Source organism: Sneathiella sp., assembly GCF_002694385.1.
In the GTDB taxonomy this organism is placed as follows: domain Bacteria; phylum Pseudomonadota; class Alphaproteobacteria; order Sneathiellales; family Sneathiellaceae; genus Sneathiella.
Map to the genome: position 1 here is coordinate 185796 of NZ_NZMB01000022.1, position 20537 is coordinate 206332.

A 20537-nucleotide genomic window follows, 5' to 3' on the forward strand; every position below is an offset into this window, starting at 1 on the left:
CCGCGCGAGACATTCATATCCATCGCCAAGCCACAGATATCGGGCGCCGATGAGCGAACTTCCCTACAGCGATAAACTGCCGGGAAGCGTTCTTTTTGCCTGTACGCATAACAGTATCCGGTCCGTCATGGCGGAAAATATCATGAAAAGCCTCTATGGCCATGCCGTCTATGTGGACAGCGCCGGTGTCATGGCGAAGGATGTGGATCCTTTTGCGGTTGAGGTTCTGGATGAAATCGGCCTTGATGCCTCCAAACATGTTGCCAAAAATTTTGACGATCTGGCGGACAACTCTTTTGACATGATTATCTCTCTCTCCGTCGAAGCTCATCATAAAGCCGAGGATATGACACGCGCGACCGCGACGGATACGGAACTATGGAATATAATTGATCCATCGGGGACGGAGGGAAACCGGGAAATGCGGCTGAATGCCTATCGTCACGTGCGTGACGACCTTTATGAGAAAATAAAGGCAAGGTTTAGAACGGCACCGGCGCCGAGAGTTTAAGTCAAGAAGACACAAATTTGTGGCGTCTTCGCCAGAATTCGTCCCTCTTTTCCTTTTTCTTTCACTTTTTCTAAAGGAAACACTTGCTTTTTCCCAATGCTGGCCTTTATTTTGCAGCATCCGCAATAATTGGAACAGGATTTTATGGCAAAAGAAGAACTGCTTGAATTTGAAGGAACTGTAACGGAACTGCTGCCGAATGCCATGTTTCGCGTCGTCCTTGAAAACGACCACGAGGTGTTGGCGCACACAGCCGGCAAAATGCGCAAACACCGCATTCGCGTTTTGGCAGGTGACAAGGTCACTGTCGAAATGACTCCTTATGACCTGACCAAAGGCCGCATCACCTTCCGCTACAAATAAGGCCATCGCCCATGGGTGATCACGCCACTTATAGGAAGGCTGCGGCCACATCCGCGACCGAGAATACCAGCATCACCCTGCCCCTTTATTCCAATCCCCTGTTTATTCTGGCGTCGGCCTCTCCCCGGCGGCTGGACCTGCTCGCCCAAATCGGCATCCGACCGGATGCGGTTGATCCGGCTGATATTGACGAGACCCCGCTGAAAATTGAATTGCCGCGCGATCTGGCTGGTCGGCTTGCACGCCAGAAAGCGATGGCGGTTGCCTCACGGCATGTAGGGCATTTTCTACTGTCCGCCGATACTGTGGTTGCCGTTGGTCGGCGCGCCCTTGGCAAGGCGGCAAGTGAAGACGACGCCGCCCGCTTTCTCTCCCTGCTGTCCGGCCGCCGCCATCAGGTGCATACCGGCGTCACCCTGATCACCCCGACTGGCAAGGTTATCTCCCGCACGATCTCAACGGCGGTGATTTTCAAACCGCTCGATCAGTCGGAAATTCGTCTTTACCTCAACTCCGGTGAATGGCAGGGGAAAGCGGGCGGATACGCCATACAGGGCCTTGCCGCCGCCTTTGTCCGGCAGATACAGGGCTCCTACAGCAATGTCGTCGGGCTGCCGCTCTTCGAAGTCGCCAATATGCTGAAAGGGAACGGCTTTCCGTTGTGGACGGACCTTCGGGCATGAGCCTTTCCCTGCTGATTGAAGAAGGGCCGATTGAGACACGGGCCGCCCTTCTGCAAGACGAAACCCTTCTGGAAATACATATTGAACGGCCGGGCAATGTTTCCCGTACAGGCGCCTTTTATCTTGGCCGCATTGCCAAGATCCTGCCGGACATGAATATCGCCTTTGTTGACATCGGCGGCGGGGAGAGCGGCTTTCTTCAACTTGCCGACCTGACTAAAAAGGCATCCGGAATTGCGGCGACCGTTCAGGAAGGGGAAAGACTGCTTCTTCAGATACGGAAAGACCCGAAAGGCGATAAAGGCGTTCAGCTGGGTAACCGGTTTGAACTTACCGGCAGATATCTGGTTCTGCGGCCTGAAGGGCATGGCCTTACTTTCGCGAAACAATTGCGCAATCCAGAATGGCAGGCGCATCTGTCAAAGCTGCTGTCAGAGGCGGCGCAAGGCGTGGGGCTGACTGTCCGCACGGCAGCCGCTCATGCGGCGGATAGTCAGATATTAGCGGAGCTGACGCGCCTTCAGTCCGATTGGAAAACGGTCAGGACCGCCAGCCATGGCATGAAAAAGCCCGGTCCGGTCGGCCCGCTGCCCTCCCCACTTTCCGTTCTGCTGCAAAAAAATCTATTGCCCGGCTGCCAGATCATCGTCAACAATGTCTCTGCGCTGGCAGGCGTCAGGCGCTTCCTAACGCGCCACGCAGCGGATTTTGACGGCATTGTTTCTCTCTGGCAGGATCAGGCCCCGCTGTTCGAGGCCATGGGCGTCGAGGCCGAGATTGAGAAGGCCCAGCAGACCCGAATTTCCCTTCCCTCCGGTGCAAATATCGTCATTGAACCAACAGAGGCGCTGACGGTGATTGATGTCAATTCGGCCGCGCAGACAATGGCCTCGGGCACGCATTCCGCCGCCCTTGCGGTTAATCTAGAGGCTGCGGAAGAAATCTGTCGCCAGATCAGGCTTCGCAATATCAGTGGCATCCTTATCATTGATTTTATTCAGATGAGCGGTAAAGGCGATGTCGCAAAACTGACCGCATCCCTACAATCCCGACTGGACGCCGATCCTGTGGCAAGCCGGGTGATCGGGATGACTGAGCTGGGTCTCATGCAGATCACCCGCCAGCGGGAACGGCCCCCTCTTCGTGACCTGCTGTATGTTCCCTGTCCGGCTTGTGACGGGAATGGCCTGCGCAAATCCGATAGTGCCCGGCTGGCGGAGTTGTTCCGCGCCCTTGAACGGGAGGCTCGCTACACGCGATGCGCTGAATTGAAAGTGCGGGCGGGGACCGGCCTTGCATTGTTACTGCAAAAACAGCAGACTCGCTTTGAAACAGAACTGGCCCGCCCCCTTGTCATTGAGACAAACGGGACGATGGCAGCCTTTGATTATCAGCTAGGTTGAACCCGTGACAGAAATTGATATCCCGGCAAAATCCTGCCCCCAGTGCGGAAAACCCGCCGTTCTAAAATACCGCCCCTTCTGCTCGGCCAGATGCAAGCAGGTGGACCTTGGAAAATGGTTTAACGAGGCGTATGTGATCCCCGGCGAGACGGCCTCTCCTGCCGATGAGGAGGATATGGGCTGAGCCGGAACTGAGCTGGAAAGGCCTCTGTTTATGACGAAAAATCACTCAGGATCAGAGGCTTGATGCTTTTCTGCATTTTTGCGTCAACAGCCTCTGGACAGCCCGGAATATTTCTTTTATAACCCAGCTTCCTCGCCCGATTGGCGGCGCGAAATGCGCAGGATGCCCAGGTAGCTCAGTTGGTAGAGCAGCGGACTGAAAATCCGCGTGTCGGTGGTTCGAATCCGCCCCTGGGCACCATTTCTTTAAGACTACGAAAAATTAACGGCAGAGCTGTCTGCTGTTGGCCTGATTGAAATTGCTCACACGAACTCAGAGCGATCGCCTTCACAAATGAATATCACCTACTCTGTGATAAGGCTGGATTCAGCTTCACGCTTTTGTCGGAGCTGTGAGAAAGTCAAAAGTACGGCAAATAGCACCCCGGTTAAGAACAGTGCAAATTCAATCTCTGTCGAAAAAATGCTCCGGCAGAGGGCATAGGCGATACTCGCTCCGACTGCGATAATTCCAAATAACCAGTCTCTTGCACTAAACCGAATAGCACCTACGCCATAAAGCAGGGCCGCCCCAACGGACAGAATGATCAGTATGGCAATGATCGACATTGCACCGTTAACCAGATCGGTGCTTTGCATCATCATGGCCGGATTGAAGACGATAAAGAATGGAATAATAAAGCCCGCAAGAGAAAGCCTGAATGCCTTCATTGCGGTTGAAAAATAGTTGGCGCGGGCGATAGCCGAGGCCGCAAGAGCACCCATAGCGACCGGCGGAGTTACGGCAGAAATGATTGCGAAATAAAAGCAGAAGAAATGCGCCGCCATAACCGGTACACCCATCTTCACAATGGTGGGAATGGCAACAAGTGCGACCAGGCTATAGGCTGCCACAGGGGGAACGCCACATCCAAGAATGAGAGAAACAATCATGGTCAGCAGCAGTCCTATCACAATGTTTCCTGCACTGAATAGTTCAACAAGACCTGCTATCTTACCGCCAAGGCCAGTGGTAATCAGCGTCTGTGAAATAAGGCCGACAAGACATAGTGAAACGCCTATCTGCGCACCAACAATGGCACCCTCTGTAATCGCCTCAAGAAATTCGGAGGCTTTGGGGCGTCCGCCAGAGCGGAAGAAACTCAACACAACGACGGTGCAAATTGCCCAGAATGCCGCATGCGATGGGCTGAAACGGAGCAGCAGCAACCCGGTGAGGACACCGACCGGAATAACGAACATCGGAATGCCACGCCGGACGACAGACCAGTCCGGTGTCTCAAGCGGCGCCTTGATACCCGCCGCTCTGGAGGCAAATTGCACCGAAAGCATCACCCCAACATAGAACAGGATCGCCGGAATGAGACCTGCGATCATGATATCCGTGTATGGGACTCCAACAAAGAATGCCATCAGGAACGCCGCCGCCCCCATAACGGGGGGCATAAGCTGACCACCTGTTGAGGCCGTCGCCTCGATCGCGCCGGCCAGGGGAGCGGAATATCCAGCCCGCTTCATATAGGGGATCGTAAAGGCGCCGGTAATCGCAACATTCGCAACCGCGGCGCCGGAAACCATGCCAATCAGAGAACTCGAGACAACCGCAGTCTGCCCCGGTCCACCCGCTACGCGACGCCCAACGAGCTTGCCGAGTTCATAGAGAAAATCATTGATACGCAGCAGCCCCATCATGCTGCCAAAAACAACGAAAAGAAAAATCTGGTTCGCCGAGATCGACAGAAATGTCCCATATATCCCGGAAAAGCCGATCGACAGATAAGAGATGACAAATCCCAAGGAGAATTGCCGGTGATAAAGCGGACCGCCGAGATAGTGCCCGAAAAGGAAATAGGCAACAAATACAAAGGCAACGATAGGCAGAATCCATCCCCAGGCCTGACGTGTCCCCTCAAACGCGAGAACGATCATGAGAATACCAACGGCAATGTCCGTCGGTGTAGGGAACCCTACATTCTGCTCCAAAGTGTCCAGATTAATATAGACATATGCCGTCACGAGCAGACCGCATGCCAGAAAGCCCAGATAAACCAGGCGTTTGATCGGACTGGCCGCAGACCGGACAACAACAAGAAAGGTCAATCCAAAGATAAAGGCCAGATGAACCGTCTGATGCTCAATGCTTCCCAGCAGAATGCCATAGGCACTCAGCATATGATAGGCAACCATTGCCAAGGCAACAACATAGACCGTAACACTGATCACACGATCAAACCCTTTATCCATGAAGGATTCCCCCAGATTGCGCTAGCCCTCCCCGTCGACAAGTAGCGACGGGGAGGTATTGTTTCCTGTTAGTTTATTTCAGACCGGCTTCTTTATATGCGCGCAGCGCGCCCGGATGAATCGTGGAAGGATCGACACCATAGACAAGCGATTCCTTTGACATCAGTTTCCCCAAGGCATGATACTCCTTAAACGCACTGACATTCTCGATAATCATCTTTGTGATTTCATAGGCGGTTTCTTCCGGCATTTCCGGATAGGCCCCCCAGGCGATCGCATCAAAGAAACTCGGCATATCTGATGTAATGCCAGCGATTGCATCCTTCGGGATTGTTATCTTGTTAATACCGACACCTGCCGCAATGGTTTTCTCGATAGCCTCTTCTCCCCAAGGAATGTGATAAAGGGCTTTTCCGCTGCCAATAACAGTCAGGGTTTGCGGGCTCGCGCTGAAAGTCTTGTTAATCGGATCTGCATATCCGCCGATAATCGCCGCATCCACGGTCCCGTCCAGCAAGGCTTGTGCAGCTTGCTTGGTTCCAAGATATTCAATATCGATCTGCCCTTCCAGGCCCCAGCCATGCTTGATGATCAGCTCGGGTTCAATTGTCCAGAGAATTTGCGGCGGGCGGCCAAGGCCAACACGCTTCCCAATCAAATCTTTTGGTTCTTTGATATTCTCATCCAATGTTGCCAGCCAGACAGATCCCAGCAGATAAGTTGCCAGCAACTTTGGCGCCGGTGTTTCTTCGTTGAATGGTTTAAGACCGTTCTCTGCAAGATAGGCAAGTCCGGACGTATAGGGCGTAACTGTCTCCGGCTTGGTACCCGGATCCGCTTTCAACTGTTTCAGATTGAAAACCAGCCCCGGGCTTTCCGCTGCAACGAGCTTGATCTTTGCATCTGTGCTTTTGGAAATCTGCTCCATCGCGCCGCTCAACGCATTACTACCTGTTCCGAATGGACCGGATGGAATGTTGATCGGTGCATCATCTGCATGCACTACCGGCGCATTAAGAGCCAGCAACAGCACAGCGCCAGACAGTATTTTACTAAAAATATTCATATCTCCTCCTCCCAAAACAAAAGCTTAGACGAAAGTTGTCTTGCCTTGTTGTTTCATTATATGTAATGAAATATCTTATATTGAAACAATATCTTGAAATGGGTAGTATAGTCAAGAAACATTGGTCAACATGACCAATGACGTTATCGGACGACGTCAACGGGTTTTAAAAAATGCGGGAGGCATCGCTGTGAAAGCGGCAAAGACATATCCGACACAGTATCTGCAAACGGTCAGCCGTGCAGTCACTGTTCTAAGGGCCTTTAAAGGTGGCAGCAGAGACATGTCTCTCAAGGAGTTGACCGAGGAGCTGAAACTCAACAAGGTCACCACATTCCGCCTCGCCAGAACTCTGGCATATGAAGGATTGCTCGTTCAGGATCCAGCGAGTGATCGCTATTCCCTTTCCTTTGGTTGCCTGGCGCTGGTCGATGCAATGCTCAATCGGGATGGCCTTGCAGAAATCTCCAGGAAGCATCTGCGTGTCGCGCGGGAGGAAACCGGCGAAACAGCAACCATCCTCGTCCGGGAAGGGTGGGATCGTGTTGTTATCGCAACAGAGGCCAGCCTGCAGCCGGTTCGATATGTCATGGAAGTTGGGCGACGCAATCGCGTCTATCTGAGCGGATCAGGGGCCTGCCTCGTTTCAGGCATGACTGAGGAGGAACGAGAGTCACTCTTTGAATTCATTGAGACCGATCCAATAGCCAGGAAATATAGCCTGACAAAAGACGTGCTTCTAGGCCGGCTGGAACACATCAAAGAAAACGGATGGGGCACCGCACAAGGAGAATGGGCGGAAGAAGCCTCTGGTGTTGCCGCGCCCGTATACGACAGAGAAGGTGAAGTAATAGCAGCAATTGCAATCGCAATGCCTCGCAGCAGGTACAACAAAAGCTACCGGCACAAATGCGCGCCCGCTGCATTAAAGGCCGCGAAACTCATCGGCGAAGAATATGACTCCATCAACAGATAGGAAAAAAAGTGAACGAAAAGCCACAACTCCTTTCCGGCCTAAAAATACTGGACCTTGCCACCATGCTGGCCGCACCGATGGCGTCAAGCCTTTTGGCCGACTTCGGTGCCGATGTTATCAAGGTCGAGCTGCCGGATCAGGAGGACCCCTTGCGCGACCTGCCACCGCACAAGGACGGCAAGCCGCTTTGGTGGAAGGTCACAAACCGGAATAAGAAGGGCATAACGCTCGACATTCGCAAGCCTCAGGGCCGGGAGTTGCTTCTCGACGTCATTGGTAATTTTGATGTGCTGGTAGAAAATTTCAGGCCCGGCACATTGGAAAAATATGGTCTCTCCCCGGAGATTCTTCAGGCGCGCCATCCAGGCCTTATTATTCTTCGTGTATCCGGATACGGACAAACAGGCCCCAATGCGACAGACCCCGGCTTTGCACGCGTTGCAGAAGCTTTCTCCGGCTTCACCTATCTCTGCGGCTACCCGGAAAGCGGGCCCATGCATATCGGCTTTCCCATCGCTGATGCGACGACTGGCATTTTTGGTGCCCTTGGGATCATTATTGCCTGTTGGCATAAGGCGAAAAATCCGGACGCACCCGGTGAAATTATCGATTTGTCCCTCGTGGAATCCATGTTTCGGCTGCTGGAATTCCTGCCGATCGAATATGATCAGCTTGGCGAGATCCGGGAAAGATCCGGCAACCGCAGCCAGTATGCCGGCCCGAGCAACATTTACCGCTCCAAAGATGGCAAATGGATATCCTTAAGCGCCTCGGCCCAATCGATTTTTGAAAATTTCGCCCGGACAATGGGGCGGCCTGAACTGATTACCGACCCCAGGTTTTCAACGAACCGCAACAGAGTGGTGCATTCAGAAGAACTCGATAAAATCGTCGCCGCTTGGTTTGCGGATCGTACGCAGAACGAAGCGCTGGAAGAAATGAAGGCGGGCGGCGTTGCGGGCGGTCCCGTATTCTCGATAGAGGACATCTTCAATTCCGAGCAGTTCAAGGCCCGTGATGCCATTATCAAGGTCGAAGATCCGGAACTCGGGCCCGTTGCCATGCAAGCCGTCACCCCGAAATATGCCAATATGCCCGGCTCTGTATCCAGCACCGGACCGCGGCATGGACAGGACACTCACGAAGTTTATAAATCCCTCGGGCTAAGCGAAAGTCGGATTACAGAATTAAGAAATAGCGGAGTTATATAGAGGCTTAATCTTCCACCCACACCAGCATTTGCTTTGTTATTGCAATATCTGAAAACAATTGTGCATTGGGTATGAGGTTGGTTCGATAACACCTGGCTGCTGTAAGGCCGACTCTAGTATTTGCTTTGCGACCCAAACTCACGGATTGGCGGTATATGGAAATGTATCTATTTCCATTCCCGCGATCCATATTACCCCAAGGCTATCATCTGGCCGAACAAACGCGCCGCGCCCCAAAAAATGAAACTCCATATACAATATGTTAACGAATATTAGCTCTATTTGTATATTAAAAATCGATTTTTAAAGAGCAAAAATATTATGAACATATCCATAAAGAACACTTTTTTATTAATAGCAGGTCTCAGTGTTGTCGTTATGGCAATGCTGGTTGCCGCTTTTACGCAACTTTCCTTAAAAGGAAAAGACATCTCGGAAAGTTATAAAAGTCAGTATGACAGCTATTTGCTGGCTGATGAGATGCGGCAAAGCTCTGATGATCTAACGCGTCTGGGACGGGTGTTTGTGGTAACGGGCGAACCGTCCTTCAAACAGCAATATCAGGATATTGTTAGTATCCGCAACGGTGAAAAGCCACGTCCCCTCGATTACCACAGAATTTATTGGGATTTTGTTGCTGGCGGGAATACTCAACCCCGTGGTTCCGGACAGACAATTTCTCTGATGCAACTTATGAAAGACGCCGGTTTCACGGAAAATGAGTTCAAGTTGCTTGAACAGGCCAACGCCAAATCAGATGGCCTCGTTGGCCTTGAAGTTGAAGCCATGAATGCCGTTGAAGGAGTATTCAAGGGAGAAAACGGGGAATATACCGTTAAGAGACCCCCGACGGAAGAAGATCTGGATCGCGCAGCTATACTGTTACATTCAAAAGATTACCACGAATATAAATCTCAGATCATGAAACCCATTGACGACTTTTTTGTCGCTCTCGGAAATCGTACGGAATCGGTGATCAGAAAGGCCGAAGACGCCACAAGTTTCTGGAACCTTATTACATACTCCGTGCTGGGGCTCCTCGTCATCACACTGATGGTTGCCGGCTGGCTGATTGTCAGACGGGTTTTGTCTCCGCTTACGCAACTGCAGAAATGCATGCTTGAAATTGCCAATGGAAATCTGGATTTGGAGATCCCCGGCCTCGATAAATCCGATGAAGTCGGCAAAATGAACCGGGCTTTGGAAGACTTCAGATTGAAGTTGATCGAGAGTGACAAGCTGAGAGCGGAGCAGGCAAAGGCCCAAGAATTAGAACATCAGCGCACTATTGAGCGGCAAAAAGAGGAAGAAGCTCGTCTTGAAAAAGAGCGAGATAGAGAACGGACAGAGGCCGAGGCGCAAAAGCGAAAGACTGAACAGATCTCCGCTCTTACGAATTCTTTTGAAACAAAAATCACTGAGCTTTTAGCGACACTAACTGGTGCCGCCACTGAATTGCAGACAACCGCCAACAGCCTGGTGGATAATGCGGACGGAACAAACACCTTATCAACCGCAGTCGCCGCAGCGGCGAATCAAGCTTCGACCAATACACAAACTGTCGCCTCTGCCGCAGAAGAACTAACATCATCTATAGGTGAGATTGGCAGACAAACCACGCAAGCGGCCGAAATTTCTGAAAGTGCAGTTAGAGAGGCGGAGAGCACCAGTCAAACAGTCAACGAATTAGCCATTTCCGCCAAGAAAATTGGCGAAGTAATAAGTCTCATCAATGATATCGCCGGACAAACAAATCTACTGGCGCTGAACGCAACAATTGAGGCCGCCCGCGCAGGCGAAGCAGGAAAAGGGTTTGCGGTCGTTGCGAGTGAAGTAAAGAGCCTCGCCAACCAGACGGCGAAAGCTACAGAAGAAATTTCGCTGCAAATCAGTGAAATGCAATCTTCCACCGATGGAACTGTAAGTGCGATTGAAAAAATCGGAAAAGTTATCCAGTCAATACGGACCACGACTGCGGGGATTTCTTCCGCCGTGGAAGAACAATCGGCTGCAACCAATGAAATCTCCAGGAATGTTCAGGAAGCTTCTGTGGGAACGAATGAAGTTTCTGAAAAAATCGAACTGGTTTCCAAGAAATCTCAGGAAACCGGGGCCGCGGCGGGGCAGGTTCTTTCCGCCTCGGAATCTCTGGATCGCTTATCTCATGACTTAAAGAAAGACATTGAAACTTTCCTCAGAGACATTCAGGCGGCTTAGATCTTTTCCTGAGCGGGCAGGAAGCCACAAAACAGATCTCGGGCATTATGATGTGGCTACCGTCAAACAGGATACAGGGCCAGACCCATTACTTTGCTTCATTCTGCGCTTCGCCGTTTTCGGAGACAGAATTGTGCAACGTAATGGGTCCTGACCCTAAACACCGCCCAGGCTGCAAATCCGCGATCGGTGGTTCGTCACCGCCCCTGGGCACCATTTTTAAAATTTACAAAAACTCTCTCAAATCTGCGATAAATCTGTCAAATTGGTCATGGTGCAGCCAATGGCCCGCATTTTCATAATTTTTCACAATCGCATTTTTAAAATATTTTATACGCCCGTCATCCATCGGGTTTGACGCCCAGCTATCCTTGCCATAACACAGCATTGTCGGGCAGGTGATATCCCCCCACAATTGATGAGCTTCTTCGGGGCTGATATCGAAGGGGCTCCAGACGCGCATGTAATTATCGAACTTCCAGCTGAACGTACCGTCTTCATTCTGATTGACCGCATGCGTTGTGAGATGCAGAGCCTGCGCGTCAGACAGGTGCTTGTTTTCCGCCTTCATGCGCGCCAGCGCGTCTTCAAACGTGGCATAGCGGCGATGCGTCCGGGCGCTGGCGGCGCGTTTCTGGTCAATCCAGTCGCGCCAGCGCTTGGCGACCGGTTGCGCCTGCGCTTCGATGATCATTTTTGGAGACGCCCCGAGACCTTCAATCGCCACAAGCTTCCTGACATTATCTGGGTAAAGCCCAGTATACCGGATCGCCACATTTCCCCCCATGGAATGCGAGACAATCGTTACCGGGCTCAGCTCCTTTTGATGGATAAGCTGTGCAATGTCATACACATAACTTTGGACACTGTAATTGCCATCCGTTGACCAGCCACTATCACCATGCCCGCGCAAATCCGGCGCAATGACATGCCAGTCATGCCGCAGCTCTTCCGCCACCCAGTCCCAGTTCCGGCAATGATCCCGCCCGCCATGTATAAGCAGCAGCGGCGGCGCATCCGGGTTCCCCCAGTCCGCATAATGAAGCTTTATACGCTGCGAGATATAGCTGTTCGATGTCGGGCCCATAGGCTCCCCCTTCCTCAATCCGGTTATTTCAGGCCGTAATATAAAATGAATTGGCGGTGGCGGTCCATCGGGGGATTGTTTTGAAAGGCAGAAACAGTATTGGCAGCTTTACGGGAGTTGCCGATGCGGTCAGATGATGATTTCGCCGCTACGGAGAATGATGGACCGGGCCACGCTATAGGCGGCCAGCATCGACGTTTTTGGATTATCGGGCAATGAGTTGCCCGCAATCTCGACAGACAGGTTGCCAAAATCACCCAATGCCTTCAGAGAGTGCACATTTGAGGAGGTTGTCGGATCTGAAATCAGGATCGCCCGCGTGTTTTCAAAGCCAAGACCGGCCAGGGCAATCGTTGCGATAACATTGGCATTCTTCGGATATCGCTTGACCGCCCCTTCCGCAGATCCATCATACAGAACCGTGGGCTCCCCATGTCGGGCGGTCTTAAGGAATAGCTCGCCCGGTGTGCCTTTCCATGCCTCCGGAGGTTTGATGACCGTATGTTCGACACTCTGAAGCCCCGAAAAACGCGCGGCCGACAGGGCCTCAACCCCTGCTATCGCGCCCGTAATGATGGAGATTCTGGCACCGCTTTTGGCGGCTTTTTCATATAAAGACGCCCTCAAATGGGCATCGGCAAGAACACCGACGGAGACAATGGAGAAAGCCACCCCGGCAGTGAGAACCATCGCCCCATACTGCCGAACGGCGTCATGCCCCGCACATTCATAAATGCCGTCAGGCGCCAGCGCGATAAGGTCTTCGACCTTGTCCACGACCTGGCAACCAGTCGGCAGGCTGTTTATGGAAGCTGCGCCCGGCCTGACCAGAACGGCAGCAATAATTGTATTGCGTGAATGTTGGTCAACAACATCCATGACAACTTTCGCTATTGCCCCAAATCCAATCAGGCCGATCCGTCGAGGGTGTCTCATGATTTCAGAAACTGTCCGTCGAACACATCGTCCAATGCCACACTGCCCGCAATCGACTTATTCAGCAGAAGCACATTTTGCGTCACGTCGAGGGTTTCCTCTGAAAACTGTCCTGATGCGGAAACCGCCTCCTTCACCATCCCGGCGCCGATTTCCAGAACCTCGTCTCCCAACGCACCGAACACGGGTTTCAATGGCTCGCTGATTGTCTTCGGATCATTTTCAAGCACAAAGCGGGACGCCTTGCGCAGGGCATTCACCATCGCCTGACAGGTTTCCGGGTTTCCCTTCATATATTCCGGCGTTGTCCACAAACCTTCCATCATGAAAGACGGCAGGTTCGGGTCCTGACCGCTGGAGTTGTCTATCAGGGTGATTGCCTTCCCGGCATGGACGACACGCTCGCCGAGCGGAACGGAAATATAAATGGCGTCCACATCTTTATTCTCAAGCGCCGCAGCGACAGCCGGGCCGCCGCCAAGGCCGACAATCGTCGCATCCGTATCCGGATTGAGCCCCGCCTTCGCCAGATTGAAGCGCGCAAGCTGCCAGGTCAACGACCCCGGCCGGGTAATACCGATTTTAAGCCCTTTCAGACCGGCGAGCTTATCCTCGATCGGACTATCGGGCGTTAGTCCCAAACGCTCAGCGGTTTCTTTCTCCATGGAGACATTGATGAGATTTTTGTCAAGCGTCGCCATGATACATCTCATGTCCAGCCCCCGCACGAATGCCGGCAGCACCTGCGCGCCGTCATTAATCGTAAAGGCCGCATCGCCGGAGATAACGGCCTGCACATCCGGGCCGCCGCCGTTCGTCACGACAATTTCGACATCCAGACCTTCATCTTTGAAATAGCCCAGTTCCCGCGCCAGATAATTCTGGATAAACGCGAGAGAGGTAACGGCCTGCGTCACCGTGATTTTTTGCAGGGTGGTCGCCGCAAAAGCCGTGCGGTTAAATCTCATGGTTCCCGCCAGCGCCAGTGTGGCGGCGGTTCCTGTCAAAAATGATCTGCGGGGAATGCCCTGTATCTTCGCCATATTCGTCTCCTGTTCAAGCTGTGGTCGGGTCCAGATTTCAATTTCTGCGCTTACGTACGATTGCCCGGATGTCGGATCAGAGTCCCTGACCCCCGGCATCCCCTGAACGCGACGGCGGCCGCCATGCCAGGGCGCGACGTTCAATCCATGCCAGTAGGGAATTCAAAAAGACAACCAGGATCATCAGGACAACAATGCCGCCCATCGTCCCTGTTGTATTGTAAACGCTTGTTTCCAATTGGATTTTGTGGCCAAGCCCTTCACTTGAAGCAATAAACTCCCCAATGATCGCCCCGATGACGGCATAGGGAATGGAGAGTTTGAGGCCGAGAATGATATAGGGCATGGCCGCCGGTAAAATGACCTTTGTAAAAAGGCTGAAAGATCTTGCGCCCATCACCCATGCAAGGTCAACATAACGTCGTTCGACAGAACGCACACCGGCATAGGAATTATAAAAGACAACGAAAAACACCAGGGTGAAAACCAGGACAATTTTCGGCGTAATCCCAATGCCGAACCAGATCACGAACAGGGGCGCCAACGCAACGCGCGGAATCCCGTTCAGGGCGAGCAGGAAGGGATCGAGTATTTTTGCCGTTTTCTCCATCCGCCCGATTGGCAGCCCCAGAGCAAGGCCAAGGGCCGCCCCGATTGAATAGCCGACGATTATCTCCGTCATCGTGGCATTCAGATGCCGGAAGAAGTCACCATTGACGAACCAGTTGTATATATAGCCGATGATCAGGCTTGGCTTGGATACCCAGAAGGAATCAAACAGGCGTCCCGATAGAATTTCCCAAGAGCCGAGCAAAACCACCAGAATGGCCAATTGCCAGATCAGGGTCGTGTCGAATGCCCGCTTGCCTTTGGCTGCGGATTTAATTTGCTGTTCGGATTTTCCGGCATCCAACATAACCTTATCTCCCCATCGCATTGGCAGCCGAAACCTCATCCGCCAGTTCATCCCATAAATCCGACAGCGCCGTGCGAAATTCAGGATCATCATGAAGGTGATGCAGATCTCTGGGCCGGGACAGCTTGATGTCATAGACGGAGCGTATCCTGCCCGGACGCGCGGTCATGACAACAACCCTGTCCCCAAGCGCGATGGCTTCCTGCAAATCATGGGTAATGAAGATCACGGTCTTCTTGTCCTGCAACCACAAATCCAGCAGCTGTTGCTGCAGCACAATCCGCGTTTGCGCATCAAGAGGACCAAAAGGCTCATCCATGATGATCAACCCCGGATCGAACGACAACGCACGGACGATATTGCCGCGCTGACGCATCCCGCCCGAAAGCTGATGCGCATAGCGGTTTTCAAACCCGGCAAGCCCAACTCTTTGCAGCAGTTCTTCGCTTCGTTTTCTGCGTTCTGATTTCGCCATTCCCCTTATTTCAAGAGGGAATTCGACATTCTCCCGCAAGGTGCGCCACGGATACAGGTTATCTTCCTGCGTGACATAGCCGATATTCAGAAGCTGTTGCCATGCAGGTTTGCCATTAATCAGAATCTGACCCGACGACGGCTTATCCAGGCCGACAACAAGATTAAGCAATGTGGATTTCCCGCATCCGGAGGGCCCAACGACCGTAACGAACTCTCCGTCAGCGACATTTAGAGAAAAATTATCAAGCGCGGTGACCGATCCTCCATCCGGACTTTCGAAAACTTTCGTTACCTTGTCGAATATCAAAAAGTCCGATGAAGATTGCATATACCCTGCCCCGAGCTTGAAGCGCCTTGATTAACATTGAAAATAGTCAACCATATTTATATCATTGCCAACAAGTACATAATATGGAACAATCTATTGCCAATTTGGCAACGATATGCCTGAATCCGGTCGATACAGAATGGATGTAAATAAACTCCCATGGATCGAGACCTCCCGTCACTGATGCCGAAGGCGAGAGATGCGCAGCATCTTACCGTCCTGCGGTATTTTCACGAAGTCGCCCGGACCGGATCAATCCGGGAAGCGGGTGACAATCTGAATGTCGCCTCATCGGCCATCAGTCGGCAGATTTCAAAGCTGGAGGCAGAGGTTGGCGAAGTTCTTTTTGAGCGCCTGCCACGGGGCATGAAGCTGACGGCGGCGGGTGAGATATACAGCGAATATGTTGTCGACAGCCTGCTGGCCCTGCGCCGGCTTGGATCGGAAATACAGCAACTCCGCAACATGAAGCGTGGTACCGTGAGAATTGCCGCCATCGAAGGCATGATCGGTTCTTTTTTATCGCCGCTCGTGTCCGCCTTTCGGCAGGAATATCCCGAAATCAACTTTCAACTGCTTGTTGCCAGCGCAGCGGATGTGACGACACAGCTCCTGTCCGGGACGGCGGATATCGGACTGGCATTTAATGCGCCCGCCCTCGATAAAATAGAATATCGGCTGCGAATTAAAGATCCGGTCATGGCAATTATGGCCCCGTCATATAAACTCAGCACGGTCGAACAGTTTGAGTTGAGAGAGATTGCAAAATGTCCCATCGCCATTCCCGTCACAACGTTCGGCATTCGCAATCTGATTGATCAGGCATGCAGGGAATCCAAGGTTCCCATGGTGCCGACGCTCGAAACCAACTCAATCGAGGCTTTACGTGCTTTCGCAAAAAACAGGGATGGAATCTCGCTGCTTCATACTTACGCTGTCAGAAAGGAACTCGAAAATGGCGAGCTGATCGCCCGGCCGATACGATCCGCCGCCCTGACGGGGGGCACGATTGACCTCTGCGTTCTCTCTGAAAGATTGCTTCCGGTCGCAGCCAAGGAGTTCCTGACCCTCGCGGAAGAAAAATTAACCGGCGCGTATTCGATCTAACGGATCGCCGTCTTTTCTTTCTGGCCAATGTCATGGCCGAATAGCAGAGATCTGTTTTCCTCAAGATCAATATGAACGTCAATCACCGCCGGACCTGTCGCCTCAAGCAACCGACCGACTGTTTCATCAATTTCCGTCCCTTTTGTAATTCGCCACCCCTCCGCGCCGAATGATTTTGCAAGCGCCGCAAAATCCGCGTTGCCATATTCCGTTCCATAGCTGACTTTCTGACGGGCTTTCATGGCGCCGAAGGCAAAATCGTTGAGAATGACCACCTTAACATTCGCCCCGATACGAACCGCGGTTTCCAGTTCCTGGCAATGCATGGTGAAATCCCCATCCCCGAGAATGCAAATAACCTGCCGGTCCGGCGATGTCGTTGCGGCACCGATCGCCGCGGAAAGGGCAAACCCGACCGTGCCGGAGTTCGCCGCATAAAAGAAATTCTCCGGCTGCCGCACCAGCCATTCTCCCGCAAACTGCTGGAACCGTCCGCCCCCCATAACAATGGTGTGATGATCCGATGCCGTAGTTTCAAGCGCCTTCATCACCGCCTGCGGCTTGACCGCCTCTGTGTCATGAATGGCATAAAATTCATTCCGTTTATCGAGCCTGTCGCGCGCTCGCGAACGGAGATCCCAGAAGACGGAGGAGGGCTTTTGATACTTCTCTGTCATCTTTCGCGAGAAGGCCCCGGCATCACTTACGATCGCCAGATCTACCTGCCAGTTCTGGGCAATCATCGCCGCTTCGACATCCACTTGAATGATCGTCTGCTGTAGGCTCAGCAGGGACCAGTCATGTGTCGTCAGATCATCCAGCCGGCAACCGAGCGACAGGACAAGATCGGCCTCGCGTAATGTCTCACTCGCATGGGTTTGCCCGAACCGGCCCGCATGCCCCAGACAAAGCGAATGGTCTTCCGGCAGAACGCCCCGCCCGTTTGGCGAGGTTACGACCGGCATCTCCCACCGCTCACACATCTGCCGGATGGCCTCCCGGGCATCCGGGCGCCGGCCGCCGCCGCCCACAACGACAACAGGCCGCGCGCATTCCATCAATCGCCCGATAACGGCGTCGATAGCAGCCTCCGCCGGTTCCGGCAGGAAGGCTTCGGCAAAGGGTTTCAAAGGCGCGCGGATATCCTGATCCCAAAGATTTTTTGGCACACTCAACAGGACCGGCCCCGGCCGTCCCGACAGCGCAAAACGCAGAGCCCGGTCAAGAAGGCGCGGAAATGCATCGGCGCTCTCAACTCGCTCGCAATATTTCAACATCGGCGAAAACACGGCAATTTCCGGCATTTCATGCCAGACTTCCCGGCCAATCAGCGACTGATGTTCCTGTCCGGCAATGATCAGCAAGGGCGACGAATCCCGCATTGCCGCGAGCGCGGCCGTCAGCGTATTGGCAAGTCCGGGACCAAGGTCGACAAGTAAAACGCCCGGCTTCGTACCGAGCCTGGCCGCGGCATCCGCCATATGGCCTGCACATTGTTCATGCCGCGTCACGACGAATTCCGGCGCGCCGATCCGTCTCATGGCCTCCATCGCCGGCAAGGTTGTAATCCCCGGCAATCCGAACACCGTCTTGACGCCCAGATTACTGATATTCCGCCATAAATAGTCAGCGACTGTTGACATAATCAACGCGGGTTCCTTTTGCTGAATTAATGATATTCTCTATCTGACGCCTCATGGCGCAGTCACATCCAACTCCAGATTAGCGTGACAGAGTTCAAGAACAACAAGCAAATTTAGCACATAGCGAACGCAAAACGGCAATTCACCCCGGGCAATATGATCGACGGCGTATCCAGGCTCCTGCCGACTGCATCAATGAGGCCTACCCGTACCAACTCCAATGACACAATCCCGTTACAGCGCCCGGATGCAGACACTCACTGGATTTACAAAATTTGTTGATTTGAGATATCTAATATGTCTATATTATAAATAATTGATAAGAATAATATCCGGGAGGAGTTTGCAATTCATGACCAGCGCGACGAAAAAACCTTGTATCGTCGGGATCGGCGAGAGCGAGTTCACACGATGGGGCGGGATAACGGACTGCAGCCAGTTTCAGGTAACCGCCGAAGCCATCCTTGCCGCGGTGCGCGATGCCAATCTCGATCCAGAAGACATTGATGGCTTTGCTTCTTTTTCAAATGATTCAAACGAAGCAATGCTGATGCAGGTGGCTCTCGGCGTTCCGGTGGTACGCTGGACATCCATGGTATGGGGCGGCGGTGGCGGCGGCTCGACCGGCGCCGTTGCTCAGGCCTGCGCCGCGATAGAGGCGGGTCATGCCGAAACCATCGTTGTTTATCGCGGCCTCTGTCAGGGGCAAACGCGACGATTTGGAAAGTTTGGCCAGGGGCGGACGCATGGAAATTTTGTCAGCCCGTTTGGCTTTTTTGCCCCCGCCCAGATGCTCGCCCCCCTCATTCAGCGGTTCATGCATGACTATCCGATTACAGAATTGCATCTGGCGGAGATTGCCTTGTCCGGACGGGCAAATGCAAACCGCAACCCCCGCGCAGTGATGGGAGGGAGAGAGCTCAATCTCGACCAGTATTTATCCTCTCGCTGGATCGCCGAGCCCTTGCGCCTTTATGACTGTTGCCTTGAAACCGACGGCGCCGCCGCTGTTGTGATTACAACCCGGGAACGCGCGCGGGACCTCCCCGGCCCAGTGGTTGAGGTTCTGGCATCCGCCCATGGCAGCGGCCCGGGTTGGGGGACCGGCCCTCTCGGTTCACACAACATGCCCGATGAAGATTACTGTTCTACAAACAATAAACAGAATGCCCGCACACTTTTTGCAAAGGCAGGCCTCACACCGGGCGATATCGACGTTGCGCAATTCTATGATCACTTTTCCGGGCTGGTGCTGATGGCACTCGAAGATTTCGGCTTTTGCGGACAAGGGGAAAGCGGCGCCTTCGTCGAAGAGGGCAATATCCGCTGGGAAGGCGGCAAACTGCCGATCAACACGTCCGGCGGCCAGCTCTCGGAAGCTTATGTCCATGGCGTCAATCTCATCAATGAAGGGGTGCGTCAACTGCGTGGTCAATCAACATCACAGGTAAAAGATGCCCAGACCTGCCTTGTAACCGGCGGGCTCGGCGTGGCCCCGTCGGGCGGACTTATCTTAGGGAGGGTGTAATGTCTTTATTTCCTGAAACCATGCCAAGACCGGAACCAAATATGGACGATGCCGGATTCTGGGAGGCATGTTCGAACCGCCGTCTGGCATTCCAGTCCTGCAACGACTGTCACACCCTGCGGCACCCACCAACCCCCGTTTGCCCTAAATGCCGCTCAACGCATGTTCACTGGCAGGAGGCGCCTGAAATTGGCGAAATATTCAGCTTCACACGTATCCATCATGCCAGCCATCCGGCTGTCAGCGATCAACTGCCCTATATCGTCGCCATTGTGACTTTTCCTGAACTGCCGGGTATCCGCTTTATCAGCAACGTAACCGAGACTGATTCAATTCATATCGGCATGCAAGTCCGGCTTTGGTGGGATGACATTGGTGACGGCGTTTATATCCCGCGGTTCAAGGCCATATAGCAGGCAGCCACAACCTGCGCGAACGAACAAAAAGCGGCACCCTCCCGGGGCCGCTTTTTGTCCATCTATTGTACGATATGGCGTGGTCTTCTTCGAAAAACCTTCTATATAGCGCCGATTTGTCTGAGGTATTGGATTTTGGCATCGTCGAAGCCGAGATATTGTTTCAGGACACGGTCGGTATCTTCGCCGAGGCTGGGGC

19 protein-coding genes and 1 tRNA gene are annotated in these 20537 nt (G+C 53.0%); 12 read left to right on the top strand and 8 right to left on the bottom strand.

Features of this window, described 5'->3' with window-relative positions:
- Positions 1–49 precede the first annotated feature (49 nt).
- The 6 genes from CMN55_RS15730 (at position 50) to CMN55_RS15755 (ending at position 3384) form a co-directional block, all read left to right on the top strand.
- Entirely contained in the window at positions 50–511 is a 462-nt protein-coding gene (locus tag CMN55_RS15730) for an arsenate reductase ArsC (RefSeq protein ID WP_293951021.1), read from the top strand.
- 144 nt (positions 512–655) lie between these two features.
- Complete coding sequence (gene infA / locus CMN55_RS15735; RefSeq protein WP_161315948.1) at positions 656–874, top strand: translation initiation factor IF-1; 219 nt, start codon at positions 656–658, stop codon at positions 872–874.
- A gap of 11 nt (positions 875–885) precedes the next feature.
- The gene (locus tag CMN55_RS15740) at positions 886–1557 is read left to right on the top strand and encodes a Maf family protein (RefSeq protein ID WP_293951025.1); all 672 of its coding nucleotides are present in this window, start codon (positions 886–888) and stop codon (positions 1555–1557) included.
- Positions 1554–2960 (top strand): ribonuclease E/G, encoded by a 1407-nt coding sequence (locus CMN55_RS15745; protein WP_293951027.1) that lies wholly within the window; start codon positions 1554–1556, stop codon positions 2958–2960. Before CMN55_RS15740 ends, CMN55_RS15745 begins: the two co-directional genes overlap by 4 nt.
- 4 nt (positions 2961–2964) lie before the next feature.
- Positions 2965–3144 carry a DNA gyrase inhibitor YacG gene (locus CMN55_RS15750; protein WP_293951029.1) on the top strand — a complete coding sequence of 60 codons (180 nt, stop codon included), beginning with the start codon at positions 2965–2967 and terminating at the stop codon, positions 3142–3144.
- Positions 3145–3308: 164 nt separating this feature from the next.
- Positions 3309–3384: transfer RNA gene (locus CMN55_RS15755), tRNA-Phe, on the top strand.
- A 104-nt stretch (positions 3385–3488) separates the two neighbouring features.
- Here CMN55_RS15755 and CMN55_RS15760 read toward each other — a convergent pair.
- A complete protein-coding gene (locus CMN55_RS15760; RefSeq protein WP_293951031.1) occupies positions 3489–5387 on the bottom strand; it encodes a TRAP transporter permease in 1899 nt (632 codons plus the stop codon).
- Positions 5388–5460: 73 nt separating this feature from the next.
- Complete coding sequence (locus tag CMN55_RS15765; protein ID WP_293951033.1) at positions 5461–6453, bottom strand: TAXI family TRAP transporter solute-binding subunit; 993 nt, start codon at positions 6451–6453, stop codon at positions 5461–5463.
- 130 nt (positions 6454–6583) lie between these two features.
- On the opposite strand from CMN55_RS15765, the gene CMN55_RS15770 reads away from it, so the two are divergent.
- The 3 genes from CMN55_RS15770 (at position 6584) to CMN55_RS15780 (ending at position 10857) form a co-directional block, all read left to right on the top strand.
- Complete coding sequence (locus CMN55_RS15770; RefSeq protein WP_293951035.1) at positions 6584–7429, top strand: IclR family transcriptional regulator; 846 nt, start codon at positions 6584–6586, stop codon at positions 7427–7429.
- Between the two features lie 8 nt (positions 7430–7437).
- The gene (locus CMN55_RS15775) at positions 7438–8640 is read left to right on the top strand and encodes a CaiB/BaiF CoA transferase family protein (protein ID WP_293951037.1); all 1203 of its coding nucleotides are present in this window, start codon (positions 7438–7440) and stop codon (positions 8638–8640) included.
- Between the two features lie 321 nt (positions 8641–8961).
- Positions 8962–10857: a methyl-accepting chemotaxis protein gene (locus CMN55_RS15780; RefSeq protein ID WP_293951039.1), complete on the top strand. Its 1896-nt coding sequence runs from the start codon at positions 8962–8964 to the stop codon at positions 10855–10857.
- A 226-nt stretch (positions 10858–11083) separates the two neighbouring features.
- Here CMN55_RS15780 and CMN55_RS15785 read toward each other — a convergent pair whose 3' ends face one another.
- The 5 genes from CMN55_RS15785 to CMN55_RS15805 form a co-directional block, all read right to left on the bottom strand.
- Positions 11084–11944 (bottom strand): alpha/beta fold hydrolase, encoded by an 861-nt coding sequence (locus tag CMN55_RS15785; protein ID WP_293951041.1) that lies wholly within the window; start codon positions 11942–11944, stop codon positions 11084–11086.
- Between the two features lie 129 nt (positions 11945–12073).
- Positions 12074–12880, bottom strand: a complete 807-nt coding sequence (locus CMN55_RS15790; protein ID WP_293951043.1) for an aspartate dehydrogenase — start codon at positions 12878–12880, stop codon at positions 12074–12076.
- Positions 12877–13923, bottom strand: a complete 1047-nt coding sequence (locus tag CMN55_RS15795) for an ABC transporter substrate-binding protein (protein ID WP_293951045.1) — start codon at positions 13921–13923, stop codon at positions 12877–12879. Before CMN55_RS15795 ends, CMN55_RS15790 begins: the two co-directional genes overlap by 4 nt.
- 76 nt (positions 13924–13999) lie before the next feature.
- A complete protein-coding gene (locus CMN55_RS15800; RefSeq protein ID WP_293951047.1) occupies positions 14000–14839 on the bottom strand; it encodes an ABC transporter permease in 840 nt (279 codons plus the stop codon).
- A 4-nt stretch (positions 14840–14843) separates the two neighbouring features.
- Positions 14844–15644: an ABC transporter ATP-binding protein gene (locus CMN55_RS15805; protein ID WP_293951049.1), complete on the bottom strand. Its 801-nt coding sequence runs from the start codon at positions 15642–15644 to the stop codon at positions 14844–14846.
- Between the two features lie 159 nt (positions 15645–15803).
- Here CMN55_RS15805 and CMN55_RS15810 point away from each other — a divergent pair, with 159 nt between their 5' ends.
- Positions 15804–16751 carry a LysR family transcriptional regulator gene (locus CMN55_RS15810; protein ID WP_293951051.1) on the top strand — a complete coding sequence of 316 codons (948 nt, stop codon included), beginning with the start codon at positions 15804–15806 and terminating at the stop codon, positions 16749–16751.
- Here the strand turns inward: CMN55_RS15810 and CMN55_RS15815 are convergent.
- Entirely contained in the window at positions 16748–18394 is a 1647-nt protein-coding gene (locus CMN55_RS15815; protein ID WP_293951053.1) for a thiamine pyrophosphate-binding protein, read from the bottom strand. The two genes, CMN55_RS15810 and CMN55_RS15815, sit on opposite strands and share 4 nt — an antisense overlap.
- 352 nt (positions 18395–18746) lie before the next feature.
- Between CMN55_RS15815 and CMN55_RS15820 the strand changes: the two genes are divergently transcribed.
- Positions 18747–19922, top strand: coding sequence for a thiolase C-terminal domain-containing protein (locus tag CMN55_RS15820; RefSeq protein ID WP_293951055.1), 1176 nt, complete (start codon positions 18747–18749; stop codon positions 19920–19922).
- A gap of 41 nt (positions 19923–19963) precedes the next feature.
- Positions 19964–20335 (top strand): Zn-ribbon domain-containing OB-fold protein, encoded by a 372-nt coding sequence (locus tag CMN55_RS15825; RefSeq protein WP_293951057.1) that lies wholly within the window; start codon positions 19964–19966, stop codon positions 20333–20335.
- Positions 20336–20537: the final 202 nt, after the last annotated feature.